Origin of the sequence: Mycolicibacterium gadium (assembly GCF_010728925.1) — a bacterium.
Classification (GTDB): domain Bacteria; phylum Actinomycetota; class Actinomycetes; order Mycobacteriales; family Mycobacteriaceae; genus Mycobacterium; species Mycobacterium gadium.
Window position 1 is genome coordinate 3,164,850 of sequence record NZ_AP022608.1, and the last position, 16,553, is coordinate 3,181,402.

At 66.5% G+C, this 16,553-nt stretch carries 15 protein-coding genes; 8 read left to right on the forward strand and 7 right to left on the reverse strand.

The features are described from left to right. Positions 1-225: 225 nt before the first annotated feature. Positions 226-1,182: a 4-(cytidine 5'-diphospho)-2-C-methyl-D-erythritol kinase gene (locus G6N36_RS15515; RefSeq protein ID WP_163687262.1), complete on the reverse strand. Its 957-nt coding sequence runs from the start codon at positions 1,180-1,182 to the stop codon at positions 226-228. Positions 1,183-1,265: 83 nt separating this feature from the next. Here G6N36_RS15515 and G6N36_RS15520 point away from each other — a divergent pair, with 83 nt between their 5' ends. Next, positions 1,266-2,048, forward strand: coding sequence for a serine/threonine-protein kinase (locus tag G6N36_RS15520; RefSeq protein WP_163687264.1), 783 nt, complete (start codon positions 1,266-1,268; stop codon positions 2,046-2,048). Between the two features lie 9 nt (positions 2,049-2,057). Here G6N36_RS15520 and rsmA read toward each other — a convergent pair whose 3' ends face one another. The 3 genes from rsmA to G6N36_RS15535 form a co-directional block, all read right to left on the reverse strand. Further along, entirely contained in the window at positions 2,058-2,993 is a 936-nt protein-coding gene (rsmA, locus tag G6N36_RS15525) for a 16S rRNA (adenine(1518)-N(6)/adenine(1519)-N(6))-dimethyltransferase RsmA (protein WP_163690710.1), read from the reverse strand. Further along, positions 2,990-4,117 carry a resuscitation-promoting factor gene (locus G6N36_RS15530; protein ID WP_163687272.1) on the reverse strand — a complete coding sequence of 376 codons (1,128 nt, stop codon included), beginning with the start codon at positions 4,115-4,117 and terminating at the stop codon, positions 2,990-2,992. Before G6N36_RS15530 ends, rsmA begins: the two co-directional genes overlap by 4 nt. An 83-nt stretch (positions 4,118-4,200) precedes the next feature. Further along, positions 4,201-5,055: a TatD family hydrolase gene (locus G6N36_RS15535; RefSeq protein ID WP_163687274.1), complete on the reverse strand. Its 855-nt coding sequence runs from the start codon at positions 5,053-5,055 to the stop codon at positions 4,201-4,203. A gap of 25 nt (positions 5,056-5,080) precedes the next feature. On the opposite strand from G6N36_RS15535, the gene metG reads away from it, so the two are divergent. The 6 genes from metG to G6N36_RS15565 all read left to right on the forward strand — a co-directional run bounded on the left by metG (position 5,081) and on the right by G6N36_RS15565 (position 12,293). Beyond that, a complete protein-coding gene (metG, locus tag G6N36_RS15540) occupies positions 5,081-6,616 on the forward strand; it encodes a methionine--tRNA ligase (protein WP_163687276.1) in 1,536 nt (511 codons plus the stop codon). A gap of 63 nt (positions 6,617-6,679) precedes the next feature. Beyond that, entirely contained in the window at positions 6,680-7,885 is a 1,206-nt protein-coding gene (locus tag G6N36_RS15545; protein WP_163687277.1) for an NAD(P)/FAD-dependent oxidoreductase, read from the forward strand. Beyond that, on the forward strand, positions 7,882-8,808 hold the full coding sequence (sigJ, locus tag G6N36_RS15550; protein ID WP_235690073.1) for an RNA polymerase sigma factor SigJ: 927 nt from the start codon (positions 7,882-7,884) through the stop codon (positions 8,806-8,808). Before G6N36_RS15545 ends, sigJ begins: the two co-directional genes overlap by 4 nt. Positions 8,809-8,939: 131 nt before the next feature. Next, on the forward strand, positions 8,940-10,121 hold the full coding sequence (locus tag G6N36_RS15555) for an NAD(P)/FAD-dependent oxidoreductase (RefSeq protein WP_163687280.1): 1,182 nt from the start codon (positions 8,940-8,942) through the stop codon (positions 10,119-10,121). Next, a complete protein-coding gene (locus G6N36_RS15560) occupies positions 10,118-11,014 on the forward strand; it encodes an RNA polymerase sigma-70 factor (protein ID WP_163687283.1) in 897 nt (298 codons plus the stop codon). The genes G6N36_RS15555 and G6N36_RS15560 overlap by 4 nt, the downstream gene beginning before the upstream one ends. 19 nt (positions 11,015-11,033) lie before the next feature. Continuing rightward, positions 11,034-12,293: an aminodeoxychorismate synthase component I gene (locus tag G6N36_RS15565; RefSeq protein ID WP_163687285.1), complete on the forward strand. Its 1,260-nt coding sequence runs from the start codon at positions 11,034-11,036 to the stop codon at positions 12,291-12,293. 50 nt (positions 12,294-12,343) lie between these two features. Here the strand turns inward: G6N36_RS15565 and G6N36_RS15570 are convergent, their stop codons facing one another. Continuing rightward, positions 12,344-12,802 (reverse strand): hypothetical protein, encoded by a 459-nt coding sequence (locus tag G6N36_RS15570; protein ID WP_163687287.1) that lies wholly within the window; start codon positions 12,800-12,802, stop codon positions 12,344-12,346. 12 nt (positions 12,803-12,814) lie between these two features. Then, positions 12,815-13,651, reverse strand: a complete 837-nt coding sequence (rsmI, locus tag G6N36_RS15575) for a 16S rRNA (cytidine(1402)-2'-O)-methyltransferase (RefSeq protein ID WP_163687289.1) — start codon at positions 13,649-13,651, stop codon at positions 12,815-12,817. A gap of 24 nt (positions 13,652-13,675) precedes the next feature. Here rsmI and G6N36_RS15580 point away from each other — a divergent pair, with 24 nt between their 5' ends. Further along, positions 13,676-15,217, forward strand: coding sequence for a dolichyl-phosphate-mannose--protein mannosyltransferase (locus G6N36_RS15580; RefSeq protein ID WP_163687299.1), 1,542 nt, complete (start codon positions 13,676-13,678; stop codon positions 15,215-15,217). 82 nt (positions 15,218-15,299) lie between these two features. Here G6N36_RS15580 and arcA read toward each other — a convergent pair whose 3' ends face one another. After that, positions 15,300-16,526 carry an arginine deiminase gene (gene arcA / locus G6N36_RS15585; RefSeq protein ID WP_163687301.1) on the reverse strand — a complete coding sequence of 409 codons (1,227 nt, stop codon included), beginning with the start codon at positions 16,524-16,526 and terminating at the stop codon, positions 15,300-15,302. Positions 16,527-16,553 lie beyond the last annotated feature (27 nt).

Below are 16,553 nucleotides of genomic sequence, written 5' to 3' on the forward strand. Positions count from 1 at the left end.
CGCTTTCCAGGAGGCGCGCACACAATTGGGGAGCGGTTGAGTCTCGAATTGGTGATGCCTCTGGTGAGCGGTCGGCTATGACAAGTCGCCCACCGATGTTGTCGGCGGGCGCGATTGCCGCGTCCAATTCATGACCGCTAGTTTTCACCGTCGATCATCTTAAACATTTCTTAAGGACCTGCCAAAATCTGGCGGGCATTGCGGCCTGGGTCACACGGTGCGCGGTCAGACCGAGGCCGACGGCGCGGGCACCACCCGTGCTCCCTGCACGGGTCCACTGGCGACGCGCACGGTCCTGCAGACACCGGCACCGGCCATCTCGGTGGCGACGTCGACGGCCGAGGACGCCGACGAGCAGAGGAAGGCACACGTCGGTCCCGAGCCGGAGACGATGCCCGCCAGCGCCCCGGCCTCGGTTCCCGCGCGCAGGGTGCGACGCAGCTCGGGATCCAAAGACAGCGCAGCCGCCTGCAGATCGTTGCCGAGAAGCGGCGCCAGCTGCACCGGATCGCCGGACGCCAGGGCGGCCAGCAGCGGCTCGGGATCGTCGAGGCGGGGCGCATCGCGCTCGGTCTCACGCAGGCGGTCGATCTCGGCGAACACCGACGGAGTCGACAGCCCGCCCTTGGCGAAGGCCAGCACCCAGTGAAAAGTGTTGCGGGTCAGTACCGTTGCCAGTTCCTCGCCGCGGCCGGTACCCAGCGCGGTGCCGCCGTGCAGCGCAAAGGGGACGTCGCTGCCCAGTTGCGCGGCGAGCACGTGGAGGTCGCGCCGCGGCACTCCCAGCTCCCACAGCGTATTCATCGCGACGAGCACGGCCGCGGCATTGGCACTGCCACCTGCCATGCCGCCGGCGACGGGGATCGACTTCTCGACGGTGATCGCCACGTCGGGTGCGCGCCCGACATGTTCGGCGAGCAGTTCGGCGGCACGCCACGCGAGGTTGCGTTCGTCGGTCGGCAGCGTGTCCGCGCCTTCGCCAGCCAAATCCAGCGACAGCACGTCGGCGTTGCGGACGGTGATCTCGTCGAGCAGCGAAACCGCGTGAAACACAGTGGTCAGCTCGTGATAGCCGTCGTCGCGGCGATCTCCGACCTCGAGGTACAGATTGACCTTGCCCGGCACCCGCACCGTCACCGATCCGGTCGGGACCCATTCGGATGCGGTGTTGCCGTTGGACACCAGACGACACTATCGGAGGACACCGCACCGAGGAGCCGTCTGAGCAGGTCGATCTCGCCGATCAAACCCCTAGTCTGAGGGGCGTGCTCTCCGCTGGCGAAGAGTTTGAAGGTCATATCGTCGACGAGGTGCTGGGCCGCGGCGGCTATGCGACGGTGTACCGGGCGCGCGCCCGGAATCGGGACGTGGCGCTGAAAGTCCTCGACCAGGATCACCGCGATCTCGCCCATATCGCGCGACTGCGCCGCGAATTCGAATTCGCCCGTCGCCTAGCCCATCCCCACATCGTGACGGTGTACGAACGCGGCACCGGGTGGCTGTCGATGGAACTCGTCACCGGCGGCGGGATCGTCGCTGTCGGCACCATGACCAATCGTCTGGCCGCACTGGAACAGATCGCCGACGCGCTGGACTACACCCACAACCGCGCGATCGTGCACTGCGACGTGAAGCCCGCGAACATCCTTGTCCGCCAGGATCTTTCCAGTGCTGTCCTGATCGACTTCGGAGTCGCATATGCGATCACCGACGATATCGGCCACCGGTCCTCGCAGATCGAGGCATCGCTCCCCTATGCGGCGCCGGAGTTGATCACCGGCCACCCGCCGACGGGAGCCACCGACGAATACGCGCTGGCATGCACCGCAGTAGAATTGATCACCGGATCGCCACCGTTCACTGCCTCGTCGAGACTCAGTCTCATCGACGCACATCTGCACACGCCGCCACCACGTTGGTCACATGAAATCGCCTGGCTGCCACGCGTATTCGACGCAATCGTGGCGAAAGCCCTGGCGAAGACACCGGAGGACCGCTACGCGTCCTGCCGTGAATTCGTCGCGCTGATCATCCGGGCGCTGCAGTAGGCGACCGGATCAGACGTGCAGGGAACCGTCGCGCGGATGCCGATGGTGAACGACGGGCTTCGGCTCGACCGGTACCGACTCCTGACTTTCCTCCGACCGTTGCAGCAGTCGGACGAAGTCCGCTATCGAGAGCGTCTCACCTCGCCGGGACGGGTCGATGCTCGCCGCCAGCAACCGGCTGGCCGATTCGTTGCCAGAGCCCGCCCATTCGGCGAAGGCGTTGCGCGAGGTCTTACGCCGCTGCCCGAACGCGATGTCGATCAGGTTGAAAACGCGTTCGCGGAAGCCTTCGTCGGTAGGCCACGGCGACTTCTCATACCGGTCGATGCGCACGAGGCCGGAATAGACGCGCGGGATCGGCCAGAACACCGTCGGCGAGACCATGCCGTAGCGCCGGACGTTGCCGAAGTACCGGACCTTCACGCTCGGCACGCCGTAGTCCTTGCCGCCGGGTTCGGCCGCGAGACGTTCGGCGACCTCGGCCTGCACCATCACCATCACGGTGCGGATCGACGGGAACTCGGCCAGCAGGTGCAGCAGCGCGGGCACTGCGACGTTGTACGGAAGGTTGGCAACCAAAGCCGTGGGCTCATCGGCGATTTCGGCTCGACGCAGGTTCAGGATGTCGCGATTGAGCACCGTCAGCCGGTTGATCTCGCTGTGCGAATGATCGGCGACAGTGATGGGCAGCTGTCGGGCCAGCACCGGATCGATCTCCACCGCCGTCACCCGGGCCCCCCGGTCCAGCAGGGCCAGCGTCAGTGAGCCCAGGCCTGGGCCGACCTCGAGAACGTGATCGTGCCGATTGACGCTGGACGCCGAGACTATTCGACGAACGGTATTGGCGTCATGGACGAAGTTCTGGCCAAACGATTTGCGTGGCCGGAAATCAATCTCTCTCGCCAGGTGTCGTATCTCGGTCCGCCCGAGTAATCGAATGGTCAGCGCGCACCAATCCTCCCGCTACACGTCGGCCACGCACCCCACCCTTGTCGTGCCCGAGTGACCTCAGCAATCGCGATCTGCTCTTCTCTCGTTGCCAAATCGGCCCTGTGAGCATACCTCAGACCACCGTTGCGCTCCCAGGTGTTCTGGTCGAATTGAACGCCACCGTAATATCCGTTGCCGGTGTTGATGGCCCAATTACCTCCTGCTTCGCACCGAGCAAGCGCGTCCCAGGTAGATCCGTTGCTCACTTCAGGGACCTCGGTACCGGGCTTGGCGCCGACTCGAAGGACACCGTCGCGGGCCGGAACAACGACGACATTGGCTACTGGCATCCTGCCTGTTTCGACGCCATTAACCTTTGCGATGGCAAACGTCACGTCTTGCGTTCCCGGCGTACCGGGATCCTCCACGATCTGACGGCTCATGTTGAGTTCAGGGTCTTCGATGCGGTGATTCACCGGTGGCAGCGGCGCGCGTTCGGTGACCTTTTCGATCCGAATCCGCTTCACCTCGATCTGCATTCCGTCGACGATCGGCGAGGACGCAGCAGGCACCACCTCGTCGCTTTGCAGCAGCGGCGCGCCGGCCGCCTCGAGCAGGGCGGCGACGTTCGGCGCGGCCAGATGCACCGTGCGGACGACGCCGGCATCGGACAATTGAACGGTCTTGGGGCTCACCACAGGTAGCGACATGCCTGCTAGCGGCACTCGGCTGCCGCGCGACGCCGCCGCGGGCGCCTTGTCGGTCATTTGCAGCTGGCTCAGCGCCTCATCGACTGTCGACGCGGTCGTCCACACCTCACGACTGTCCCGACCGTCCGTGGAGATCTGCAGCGGGCGGCTACGGCGCAACACGATCGTGTCGGACTGATGCACCGGCTGATCGGCCGCCGGGTAAAGGTCGTCACGTTCGCCGACGTCGAATCCGTTCTCCGTGACGACGTCGATGACGCGCGACTTCATGGTGCTCACGGTGACGGACGACCCGTCCACGGCCAGGGTTACTGTTTTATGCGTAGCAACTGCGAATCCACCGGCGAACGTCAGCGCAAGCAACGTCACCCCGACCACGAGGCGCAATAACGGCGACCGCTCCTGGTGGATCCTATTGAAGATGTTCAAAACGTCGTCTACCCCGACTATCGGTCGATGGGCCTACCTGCGGAAGCCCACCGAGTTTGATCACAAGACGGTAACGAAAACGCTCACGCGCAGCAACTCGCCAGCCCGTAGGCACGGGCAGCCGTCGAAGTGGTTTCCTGCGCAACGTCCTCAGCGGCTCTGCTGAGGAGTTCGGCGAGCGCACGAACAGTGTAGGGCAGGCAGTAGGGCTCATTCGGCGCACCTCGGTACGGGTGCGGAGTCAGGAACGGCGCGTCGGTCTCGACGAGGAGTTGCTTGGAGGGGATCAGCGACGCCGCTTCCCGCAGGGCAGTGGCATTGCGGAAGCTCACCGTTCCGGACAGGCTGAGCAGCCAGCCGTTGGCCACACACGTCCTGGCCATCGCGGCGTCCGACGAGAAACAGTGGAAGATCACGGTCTCGGGAGCACCCTCGGCGGCCAGGACGTCCAGGACGTCGGCATCGGCGTCACGGTTGTGGATCATCAGCGGCTTGCCGATGCGCTTGGCGAGGTCGATGTGCCAGGCGAACGCGTCGCGCTGGGTCGCGGGGTCGGCGCAGCCCTCGAGCTTGCCCGGCCAGTACATGTCCACGCCGGTCTCGCCGACCGCGACGACGCGCGGATGCCCGGCCAGCCCCTCGATGACGGCCTTGGCCTCGTCGGTGAGCGCGTTGGCGCGGGTGGGGTGCAGCGCCACCGCACCGTAGACCCGCGGGTCGGCGTCGACGGCCCCGGTGACCCAGCGCGCGGAGTCCAGATCGTCGGCGATCGTCACGACGGCCTGCACGCCGACGGCTTCGGCCCGGTCGACGATCGTGCGGATGCTCTCGGCATCGGTCGCACCGCAGGCATCGAGGTGGGTGTGCGCGTCGATCAGGGGTGCCAGCCGTTCCGGGGGCGGGGGCTTCTCCCGTCTGGCTGAACGCTTGTCACTCACCGCCACACAATAAGCTGACCCCCAAATGAGTGAGCCTTACTACATCACTACGGCCATCGCCTATCCCAACGGCGACCCGCACATCGGGCATGCGTACGAGTACATCGCGACCGATTCGATCGCGCGGTTCAAGCGTCTGGACGGCTACGACGTGCGCTACCTGACCGGCACCGACGTCCATGGCCAGAAGATGGCGGAGACGGCGACCGCCCTTGGGATTCCGACCGCGGAGTTGGCGCGACGCAACTCCGATGTCTTCCAGCGGATGCAGGAGAAGCTCAACATCTCGTTCGACCGGTTCATCCGGACGTCGGACGCCGACCACTATGCGGCGTCGGTCGAGATCTGGAAGCGGATGAACGAGGCGGGCGACATTTACCTCGACACATACTCGGGGTGGTACTCGGTACGCGACGAAGGCTTCGTCACCGAGGGTGAAACCAGCGTCAACGCCGACGGTGTGCGGATCGCCACCGAGACCGGCGCCCCGGTGACGTGGACCGAAGAGCAGACGTACTTCTTCCGACTGTCGGCCTATGCCGAGAAGCTGCTGGCGCACTACGACGCGCACCCGGAGTTCATCGAGCCCGGCGTGCGGCGCAACGAGGTGGTCAGCTTCGTCTCGGGTGGGCTGCGCGATCTTTCGATCTCCCGCACGACGTTCGACTGGGGCGTACCGGTTCCCGACCATCCCGACCATGTGATGTACGTGTGGGTCGACGCGCTGACGAACTATCTGACGGGCGTCGGATTCCCCGACACCTCGTCGGAGATGTTCCAGCGGTTCTGGCCGGCCGATCTGCACATGATCGGCAAGGACATCATCCGGTTCCACACCGTCTACTGGCCCGCCTTTCTGATGTCGGCGGGAATCGAGTTGCCGCGCAAGGTGTTTGTGCACGGCTTCGTTCTCAACCGCGGCGAGAAGATGAGCAAGTCGGTCGGTAACGTCGTCGATCCGAACGCGTTGGTGGACGCCTTCGGTGTGGACCAGGTGCGGTACTTCTTCCTGCGGGAGGTGCCGTTCGGCCAGGACGGCAGCTACAGCGAGGAGGCGATCATCGGCCGCATCAACGCCGACCTAGCCAACGAGCTTGGCAACCTGGCGCAGCGTTCGCTGTCGATGGTGGCCAAGAACCTCGACGGAATCGTGCCTGAGCCTGGCGAATTCACCGCCGAGGATCAACAGCTTCTGGATGCCGCCGACGGGTTGCTCGAGCGGGTGCGCACGCATTTCGACGCCACCGCAATGCATCTGGCGCTGGAGGCCATCTGGTCGGTGCTCGGAGCGGCGAACAGGTACTTCTCCGCGCAGGAGCCGTGGGTCCTGCGCAAGTCCGACGAGGCGAGATTCCGCACCGTGCTTTACACCACGCTCGAGACCGTGCGGATCGCGGCGCTGCTGAGTCAGCCGGTGATGCCCGAGTCGATGACCAAAATGCTCGACCTGCTGGGCCAGCCCGACGATCAGCGGACGTTCGCGTCGGTCGGCACGCGGATCGCGCCCGGGGCCCAACTGCCGGCCCCGGTCGGCGTGTTCCCGCGCTATCAGAGGGAGTGACGCGACGGGAGTGACGCACGTCACTTTTTGTCACGCTCGGCGGGTGGGAGGTGTCTTGAGGGCATGACCCGACACATCACCACATCTGATTCGCCCAAGGTCGTCGTCATCGGCGGCGGCTACTCAGGAACGCTGGCAGCCAACCATCTGCGGATGCGTGGCAACTGGCAGATGCCAGACATCACGCTGGTCAACCCGCGCCCGAAGTTCGTCGAGCGGATCCGGTTGCACCAGCACGCGGCGGGCAATTACGACGCGGCAGTCGACTACGGCACATTGCTCGGCCAGGGCATAGATCTCGTCGTCGACACTGCGACGCGCATCGACGCCGCCAACCGCACCGTTGAACTGGCCTCGGGCCGTGCACTGCGCTACGACTACCTCATCTACGCAGTCGGCAGCACCGGCGCAGTGCCCGCATCGGTACCCGGCGCCGCTGAATTCGCTTATCCGATAGCGGAATTCGAGCAGGCGCAACGTCTGCGCACCGCCATTGCCACCGTGCATCCGGATGCGCCGGTCACGGTCGTCGGCGCCGGGTTGACCGGCGTCGAGACCGCCGCCGAGCTGGCCGAGCGGGGCCGCAGGGTCACGCTGGTCTGCGGTGGCCGACTGGCGCCGTCGCTGTCGGAGCCGGGGCGGAGGTCAACCGCCAAGGTGCTGCGCAAGCTGGGTGTGACGGTGCTCGAGTCCGACATCGTGACGCAGGTCCGGCCCGACGCGGTCGTCTTCGCCGACGGGGCCGTGCGCCCGAGCGCGCTGACGATCTGGACGGCGGGCTTCGGTGTGCCGGAACTGGCCGCGGTGAGCGGCCTCCACACCGATGAGCTGGGCCGGCTGCTCACCGATGAGACGCTGACCAGCATCGACGACGATCGCATCGTGGCCGCCGGTGACTGCGCCTCCCCGTCGGGGGTGCCGCTGCGGATGTGCTGCGCATCTGCCTCGCAGCTGGGCCCCCAGGCGGCCAATACCGTGCTGAACCGCATCGCCGGCATCTCCCCGGCACCGCTCGCCTACGGCATCCCGGGGTCGTGCACCAGCCTGGGTAGGCGCGCCGGGATCCTTCAACTGGGTCGCCAGGACGACACGCCGGTGAATCTCTTCATCGGTGGGCGCGTGGGCGCTCGACTCAAAGAGGCGATCTGCAAGGGCACGCTATGGGGCCTGCGTCGCGAGGGCCGCAAGCCCGGCTCCACATTCTGGTTCAAGGGCGGTCCGCGTCCCGAGCGACCGGTGTTCGCCGGAGAGGTGGTCAAGGAAGCGTGACCACCTCCCCAGGTCCGGCTGCCGGCCCGGCCGGCGCCGAACACGCCGAGCGGTTCACCCTCCTGCGTCCGCTGCTGTTCACCATCGCCTACGAAATCCTCGGCTCGGCAACCGAAGCCGACGATGTGCTGCAGGACAGCTATTTGCGGTGGGCCGACGTGGACCTTGCGACCGTGCGGGACACCAAGTCGTATCTGGCACAACTGGTGACCCGACAGGCGCTCAACGCGTTACGGGAGGGCGCCCGCCGCCGGGAGGATTACGTCGGGCCGTGGCTACCCGAGCCGCTGCTGGTGGACACGGGCGATGCCTCCTCCGATGTCGTTCTCGCCGAATCGGTTTCGATGGCGATGCTGGTGCTGCTCGAAACGCTCACGCCCGACGAGCGGGCGGTGTTCGTGCTGCGCGAGGTGTTCGGCTTCGAGTACGAGGAAATCGCAGGGGCCGTTGACAAATCCGCGGGGACGGTGCGCCAGATGGCGCACCGCGCCCGCGAACACGTGCATGCACGACGGAAGCGGTTCGGACCTGTCGACGCCAAGCGGACCACCCAGATCACCGAGCAGTTCCTGACCGCGGCGGCCACCGGCGACATGGAGGGGTTGCTGATGCTGCTGGCGCCGCGGGCGACCTGGACCGCCGACCACGGCGGCAAGGTGACCGGGCTTCGCCGGCCGGTTTCGGGCGCGCGAAGGGTGGCCGCGCTCATGGCCGAACTGTTTCGCGTGGCCAAGACCATGCCGGACCTTCGGTTCCAGTCGGCGGTGTACAACGGCGCGCCGGCGACGGTGATCTACGACGGTGACCACTTAGAGGGCGTCTTCGTGTTCGAAATCGTCGACGACAGGATCACGAATCTCTACGCGATGCGTAATCCCGACAAGTTGACCGGGGTCACGACCCCACGGGTGATCAGTCGATAGTGACGTCGGCCACATCGGGCGCGGACTGTCACACTCCGAATTGCCGCGGTGTCTAGAGGACAGACCAGCTCAAAGCTGAACGGCCACATTCGGGGCCGGCGGAGAGCGAGGATGATCCCGAGGAGATTGACATGACCGAACAGAACCACCGCGTCATCGTGATCGGCGGCGGATACGCCGGTGTGCTCGCGGCCAACCACCTGCGGCTCAACGAGGACGTCGACATCACGCTGGTCAACCCGCGGCCGACGTTCGTCGAGCGGATCCGGCTGCATCAGTTGGTGACCGGCACCGATGATGCGGTGGTCGACTACCCGGAGATCCTCGGTGAGGGGATCCAGCTGGTCGTCGACTCTGTGACACGCATCGACGCGCCGCAACGGCGGATCGAGCTCTCAGCCGGTGGCGAGTTGGACTATGACTATCTGATCTACGCCATCGGTAGTCACGGGGCGCCCCCGGTCGTTCCCGGAGCCGCTGAATATGCCTATCCCATCTCGGAACTCGAGCACGCCGAGCAGTTGAAGACGGCATATCACGCTGCCGGTGACGACGCGCCGATCACGGTGATCGGCGCGGGTCCGACGGGCCTCGAGGTGGCCGCCGAGTTCGCCGAGGAAGGCCGACGGGTGACGTTGGTGTGCGGCGGAGTTCTCGGCCCTTACCTGCACGCCCGTGGTCGCCGTGCGGCCGCCAAGCGGCTGAACCGCCTCGGCGTCACCATCATCGACGGCCCCGGATCCACCGCGACCGAGGTGCGCCCCGACTCGGTGATCCTGGCCGACGGACGCACGATCGCCAGTGCGGTCACGATCTGGACCGCCGGTTTCGGCGTGCCCGATCTGGCCACGCGCAGCGGCCTGAGCACCGATGCGGCCGGTCGCCTTCTCACCGACGAGACCCTCACCAGCGTTGACGATCCCCGCATCATCGCCGCGGGCGATGCGGCCGCGCCGTCGAACCTACCGTTGCGGATGAGCTGCCAGGCCGCGATCCCGCTGGGCGCACAAGCCGCGAACACGGTGCTCAGCCGCATCGCGGGCACCGAGCCCAAACGGCTGAACCAGGCCTTCACCGGCCAGTGCATCAGCCTCGGACGCAAAGGCGGTCTGGTCCAGCTCGCCCACCTGGACGACACCGTAATGCCGCTGCATATCGGCGGCCGCACCGCAGCCACGATCAAGGAGGCCGTCTGCAAGGGCACGGTCAGCTTCCTGCAGCGGGAGGCGCGCAAACCGGGGAGCTACTTCTGGCTCAAGGGCGGTAAGCGGCAGCAGCAGTTGGAGTCAGCAGGTCAGCCGGTGCGACCGTGAGCGAGGAACACGCCGAACGATTCACTCAACTGCGACCGCTGCTGTTCACCATCGCCTACGAGATTCTCGGCCGGACAACTGAATCCGACGACGTGTTGCAGGAGAGCTACCTGCGCTGGGCCGAGGTGGACCTGTCGACGGTGCAGGACACCAAGGCCTACCTCGCCCAGCTCGTCACCCGGCAATCCCTCAATGCGCTGCGGACACAGTCTCGCCGGCGGGAGGACTATGTCGGCCCGTGGTTACCGGAGCCGCTGCTGCTGGAGACCGCCAGCGACACAGACGCGTCGTCCGACGTGATCCTTGCCGAATCGGTGTCGATGGCCATGCTGGTCGTGCTCGAGACACTGAGCCCTGACGAACGCGCCGTGTTCGTGCTGCGCGAGGTCTTCGGCTTCAGCCACGACGAGATCGCCGCCACGATCGGCAAATCCGCGGCCGCGGTCCGTCAAATGGCCCACCGCGCGCGCGAGCATGTTCAGTCGCGCCGCAAGCGATTCGAGCCCGTCGACCCCAAACTCTCCATGGAGATCACCGCGCGCTTCTTCACCGCCGCCTCGACCGGCGATGTCGACGGGCTCATCGAGATGCTCTCGAGCGACGTCGTGTGGACAGCCGACAGCGACGGCAAGGTCAGCGCGGCACGCCGACCCGTCACGGGCGCCGAGCGGGTGGCCAAGCTGATCATCGGTCTCATCCGCGTGGCCGGGGAGTCCGGCCGGGTCGAGCCCGCGATGTACAACAACGCTCCCGCGCTGAAGCTCTACATGGGCGACAGCTTCGAAGGCATCATCACCGTCGAGATCACCGACGGCCGGATCAGCCACTTCTACGCGATGCGCAACCCGGACAAACTGACCGGCGTCGACATCCCGCGGGAGATCAGCCGGTAGCTTCTGACACGCTTGAGGTGTGCGGATCGATCGACTCGGCGAGCTGGGCAGTGCCCCTGCGGTGCTGCGCGCGCTGGCCGACGGAACTCGACGGCGCGATCTGCCGCCGCCGGCCGCCCTGATCGGGGAGTGGTTCGGTTCCGGCGCGGTCATCGCGCCGTCGGTGGAGGTGACGCCCGTCGGCGTATCCGAAGTGTTCGACGTATCCCCCGGCACGTCCGGCGATGCCGTCGGCGGAGGATGGTTCGGCTACCTGTCATACCCCGACGCAGGCGCCGACGGGCGAGGGCCACGCATACCCGAGGCCGCGGGCGGCTGGTCGGATTGCGTGCTGCGCCAGGACGACGAAGGGCAGTGGTGGCACGAAAACCTATCCGGTGCCGAGCTTCCCGGCTGGGTGTCCGAAGCGCTGCGCGAACCCGTGGCGCCGGCCTCGAGCGCGATCACCTGGGGCGCGGCCGATCGTGAGGCGCACCGGCGCGGCGTGTTGTCGTGCCTCGAGGCGATCGCGGCCGGCGAGGTTTACCAGGCGTGTGTGTGCACGCAGTTCGCAGGCCGAATCGCCGCCCGAACGACATCGGACGCAGCCGCAATCGATTTCTTCGCCGACGCCGTCGCGCGAACCTCGCCGGCACGCGCCGCCTTTGTGGGCGGCGGCTGGGGCGCGGTTGCGTCGCTGTCGCCTGAACTGTTTCTGCGCAGGCACGGCGAGGCGGTGGCGTCGAGTCCGATCAAGGGCACGCTGCCGCGGCACGCTGATCCGGCGGAACTGCGAGCGTCGGTCAAGGACGTCGCCGAGAACATCATGATCGTCGACCTGGTCCGCAACGATCTCGGTCGGGTCGCGGTGACCGGTAGTGTGTCCGTTCCCGAGCTGCTGGCCGTACGTCCGGCGCCGGGCGTGTGGCACCTGGTATCCACGGTGACGGCGCGCGTCGACGTCGACATGCCGATGGAGGCGGTGCTCGACGCCACCTTCCCGCCCGCTTCGGTCACGGGTACGCCTAAGCTGCGCGCCCGCCAGCTGCTCACCGGCTGGGAGCAGAATCGCCGCGGAATCTACTGCGGCACAGTCGGCTTGGCCTCACCGATCGCCGGGTGCGAGCTGAACGTCGCGATCCGCACCGTCGAGTTCGACGCCGACGGTAACGCGGTACTCGGCGTCGGCGGCGGCATCACCGCGGATTCCGATCCCGACCGGGAGTGGGATGAGTGCCTGCACAAGGCAGCGCCGTTCATCGAGATCGACGCTCAGCGGCGGATTCCCGCGCACAGCTGATCCGAGGCGTTGCCGGAGCTCAGCCGGGACTTGGAACGCAGCGCCGACGGCTACATCCGCTGGCCGGGTACCAACGTCTCGAGTGCCGCGATCCAGTCGGCGATGCCTGCGAATACGTAGAAACCGATCTCACCCGCGGATGTCTGGACGATCAGATGCGCCTGCCCGCCGACGACCGAACCACTGAAGACCGCGGCCTCTCGCACTCCGGTGATCGACTCGACCGGAACTTCGATCAGATGACCGGTGAGAGTTCGAAAGACCAGCCGCCGCTGGGTCAGCGCAATCAGCCCGGTGTTCTTCACCGCGGGGAATCCCGGAGCCGTCGACCCGCGGTAGGAGCCTTTCTCCGGCGCGCGCAGAACCGATTCGCCTTCGATCTCCGCGCTCAGCTGCTCGGCAGTGGCGCCGCTGCGACGGCGCAACCACACCATGATCGGAATCCAGATCAGCACCAACAGGGCCACAATGCCGACTACCAAGAGGACTACGAACAGCACTGTGTTCACCTCTCGACTCCTTCACTCACGCGAGCGCAGAACCGCATCGTAGAGTTCGCGTCGCGACGGTGAGCCGGGATTCGTGGCGATCACCTGCGCGCACGCATCCTTGACCCGCATGCCCTGCTCGATGAGGTCCTGCACCTGCGACACCAGCGACTCCACATCCGCCTTCACCGTCGCGCCCGCGAGCACGACGGTGACCTCGCCGAGGACACCCTCCTTCGCCCACTCGGCCAGCTCTGCCAGCGAGCCGCGGATGATCTCCTCATGCGTCTTCGTCAGCTCGCGGCACACGACGACTTCGCGGTCTGGACCCAGCGCCTCGACGGCGTCCTTGAGCGTCTCGGCCAGCCGCCGGGGCGACTCGAAGAAGACACACGTGCGCGGCTCGACGGCCAGTGTGGCGAGCCACGTCATCCGCGCCGAGTGCCTGCGTGGCGCGAAACCCTCGAAGCAGAACCGCTCCGACGGGAGCCCCGACACCGCCAGCGCCGTCGTCACCGCCGAAGGGCCCGGCAGGCACGAGATCGGTAGCCCACTATCGATACAGGCGGACACCAACCGGTATCCGGGATCGCTGATCAGGGGCATGCCGGCGTCACTGACCAGCAGAACCGTCGCGCCGGCCGCGATCTCGGCGACCAGCGCCGGAACCCGCGCCGCCTCGTTCTGGTCGTACAGGCTGACAATCTTGCCCGCGGGTTTGACCTCGAGCGCCTGTGCCAGGGTCCGGATCCGTCGGGTGTCCTCGGCGGCGACCACGTCGGCCCTGGCCAGGGCGCTGACCAGCCGCGCAGACGCATCCGAGGGCTGACCCAGCGGCGTGGCGCCGATAAGCAGTCGGCCGGGGTTCATGCCGGACAGCCTACGATCGCTTGCGTGACCGCCCCCGCAACCGAAGCCTCGCGCGCGGTCCCTGTCATCAGCCCCGCGCCGCTGGTCCCGGTCGCCGACTTCGGCCCGGTGGACCGTCTGCAGGGCTGGGCGATGACCGCCGTCGTCACCGCGCTGGCGGCGGTGACCCGCTTCTTGAACCTCGGCTCGCCGACCGACGCGGGAACGCCGATCTTCGACGAGAAGCACTACGCGCCGCAGGCGTGGCAGGTGCTGAACAACAACGGCCTCGAGGACAACCCCGGCTACGGCTTGGTGGTGCATCCGCCGGTGGGCAAGCAGCTGATCGCGCTCGGCGAATGGTTGTTCGGTTACAACGGCCTGGGGTGGCGTTTCTCCGGAGCCGTCTGCGGGGTCATCACCGTGCTGCTCGTCGTGCGTATCGCGCGGCGGATCAGCCGGTCCACCGTCGTCGGCGGAATCGCGGGGCTGCTGCTGATCGCCGACGGGGTCAGCTTCGTCGCCGCGCGCACCGCGCTGCTCGACGGATTCCTGGTCTTCTTCGTCGTGGCAGCGTTCGGTTGTCTGATGGTCGACCGCGACCAGGTCCGTGAGCGCATGCATGTGGCGCTGCTCGAGGGCCGCATCGGTGAAACACCATGGGGGCCGCGACTCGGCGTGCGGTGGTGGCGGTTCGGCGCCGGTGTGTTGCTCGGATTGGCTTGTGCGACAAAGTGGTCCGGGCTGTACTTTGTGGCGTTCTTCGGGGTGATGACGCTGGCGTTCGACATCGCCGCGCGCAAGCAGTATCGCGTCCCGCGGCCGTGGCTCGGTGCGTTCCGGCGCGATCTGGGCCCGTCGCTGTATGCACTGGTACTGATTCCGTTCGGGGTCTACCTGGCGTCCTATACGCCGTGGTTCGCGTCGGAGACCGGCGTGGACCGGCACGCGGTCGGCAGAGACATCGGAGAGGACAGCATCCTGCCGCTGCCCGACGCGGTTCGCTCGCTGTGGCATTACACCTACGGGGCGTACAAGTTCCATTCCGGCCTGACCAATGCCGACGGTAATCACCACCCGTGGGAGTCCAAGCCGTGGACGTGGCCGATGTCGCTGCGGCCGGTGCTCTACGCGATCGACAACCAGAACGTGCCGGGCTGCGGGGATCAGTCGTGCGTGAAGGCCGTGATGCTGGTCGGCACGCCCGCGATGTGGTTCATCGCGGTGCCGGTGCTGGCGTGGGCGGTGTGGCGGACCTTCGTGAAGCGCGACTGGCGCTTCGCGGCGGTCCTGGTGGGCTACAGCGCCGGGTTCTTGCCGTGGTTCGCCGACATCGATCGGCAGATGTACTTCTTCTACGCGGCGACGATGGCGCCGTTCCTCGTGCTGATGATCGCGTTGATTCTCGGCGACATTCTGTACAAACCGAATCAGAACTCCGAGCGAAGAACGCTCGGGCTGATAGTGGTGAGCTGCTACATCGCGCTCGTGTTGACGAACTTCGCGTGGATGTACCCGATCCTGACGGGCATCCCGATTTCGCAGGCCACCTGGAACATGCAGATCTGGCTGCCGTCCTGGAGTTAGTGCCCGTCCGCGCCGAAATCCGACTTTGGTAGACGACTACTCGCACTTTCTCTACAAAACTCCGATTTCGGCGTGAAGGAAGCTAGAGCGGGTCTCGCGCTGCGGGACACGACATACAGCGCGGGCCGCCGCGGCCGGTGCCCAGCTCCGACGCCTCGATCGACAACACCTCGATACCCGAATCAGCCAGCCGCGCATTGGTTTCGGCGTTGCGTTCGTATGCGATCACCACTCCCGGCGCCACCGCCAGCGTGTTGTTTCCGTCGTCCCACTGTTCGCGCTCCGCGGTGACGGGATCCAACCCGGTCGCGATGACTCGCAGCTTCTCGATGCCCATCGCCTCGGCCGCGGCGACCAGAAACGGTCGTGCGTCGTCGATCCGTACACCACCGGCACCGTCGCGGTGAATCGTGAATGCCGACAACGACTCCACGATGTTCGGGTACATCACCACCGCGTCGATGTCGACCATCGTGCACACCGTGTCAAGGTGCATCTGCGCCCGCTCCTGGGCGATCGGCACGGCGAGGACGGTATGTGCCAGGTCATCGTCGAACAGGCTGCGCGCCAGCGCCTCTGCCCCCGCAGGCGTAGTCCGCTCCCCCACCCCCACCGCGACCACTCCCGGCGCCAGCAGCAACACGTCGCCGCCCTCGACCGGCGCGGAGCGCGACTCGTACGCCCGCCGTACACCCAGGAATCGCGGGTGGTGCGCGTAGATCACATCAGTCAGCGACGTCTCGCGAACGCGCGCGGGCAGGGCCAACGACGTGATCGCCACCCGCGGACCGATCCAGAATGACGAGTCCCTCGTGAAAAGAAGATTCGGCAGCGGATCGATGACGAAATCTCCGCCGTGATGCATTCGCCGCACCAACGACAGGTCACCGCCGCTGAACGGCAACTCGTTGAACGTCATCCCGGCCATCAGCACCGACGCCAGCGGCGCAGCGTCCAGCGTGCGCAGGTAGGTCGAAAGCTCCTGCGCCAACGGCAGTCCCAACCGTCGCGGATCGACAGCCGCCGCGATGCCATGCATCCGTGCCGCACCACTCTTCGCCAGCGCCTCGGTCAGCAGATCGGCAAGCAACAGCACCTCGACACCACGCGAAGCCAGCAGGGCGGCGAACGCATCGTGTTCGCGCTGCGCCTTGGCCACCCATGGCAGCCCGTCGAAAAGGAGCTTGTCGTTGTTGCGCGGAGTCAGCCGCTGCAGTTCGGCACCGGGCCGGTGCAGGATTACCGCCCGTAGCCTGCCGACCTCGGAGTCACAGCCCAGCGTCGTCACATCTAGCACCGTATCGCGCATGGCGCGCGCGGCTACCTCAACTAGGGT

What these genes read in the sequence shown, in the direction of transcription:
- rsmI (WP_163687289.1), bottom strand. Translation starts at nt 13,651, where the DNA reads ATGAACCCCGGCCGACTGCTTATCGGCGCCACGCCGCTGGGTCAGCCC.
- G6N36_RS15545 (WP_163687277.1), top strand. Translation starts at nt 6,680, where the DNA reads ATGACCCGACACATCACCACATCTGATTCGCCCAAGGTCGTCGTCATC.
- metG (WP_163687276.1), top strand. Translation starts at nt 5,081, where the DNA reads ATGAGTGAGCCTTACTACATCACTACGGCCATCGCCTATCCCAACGGC.
- arcA (WP_163687301.1), bottom strand. Translation starts at nt 16,526, where the DNA reads ATGCGCGATACGGTGCTAGATGTGACGACGCTGGGCTGTGACTCCGAG.
- G6N36_RS15555 (WP_163687280.1), top strand. Translation starts at nt 8,940, where the DNA reads ATGACCGAACAGAACCACCGCGTCATCGTGATCGGCGGCGGATACGCC.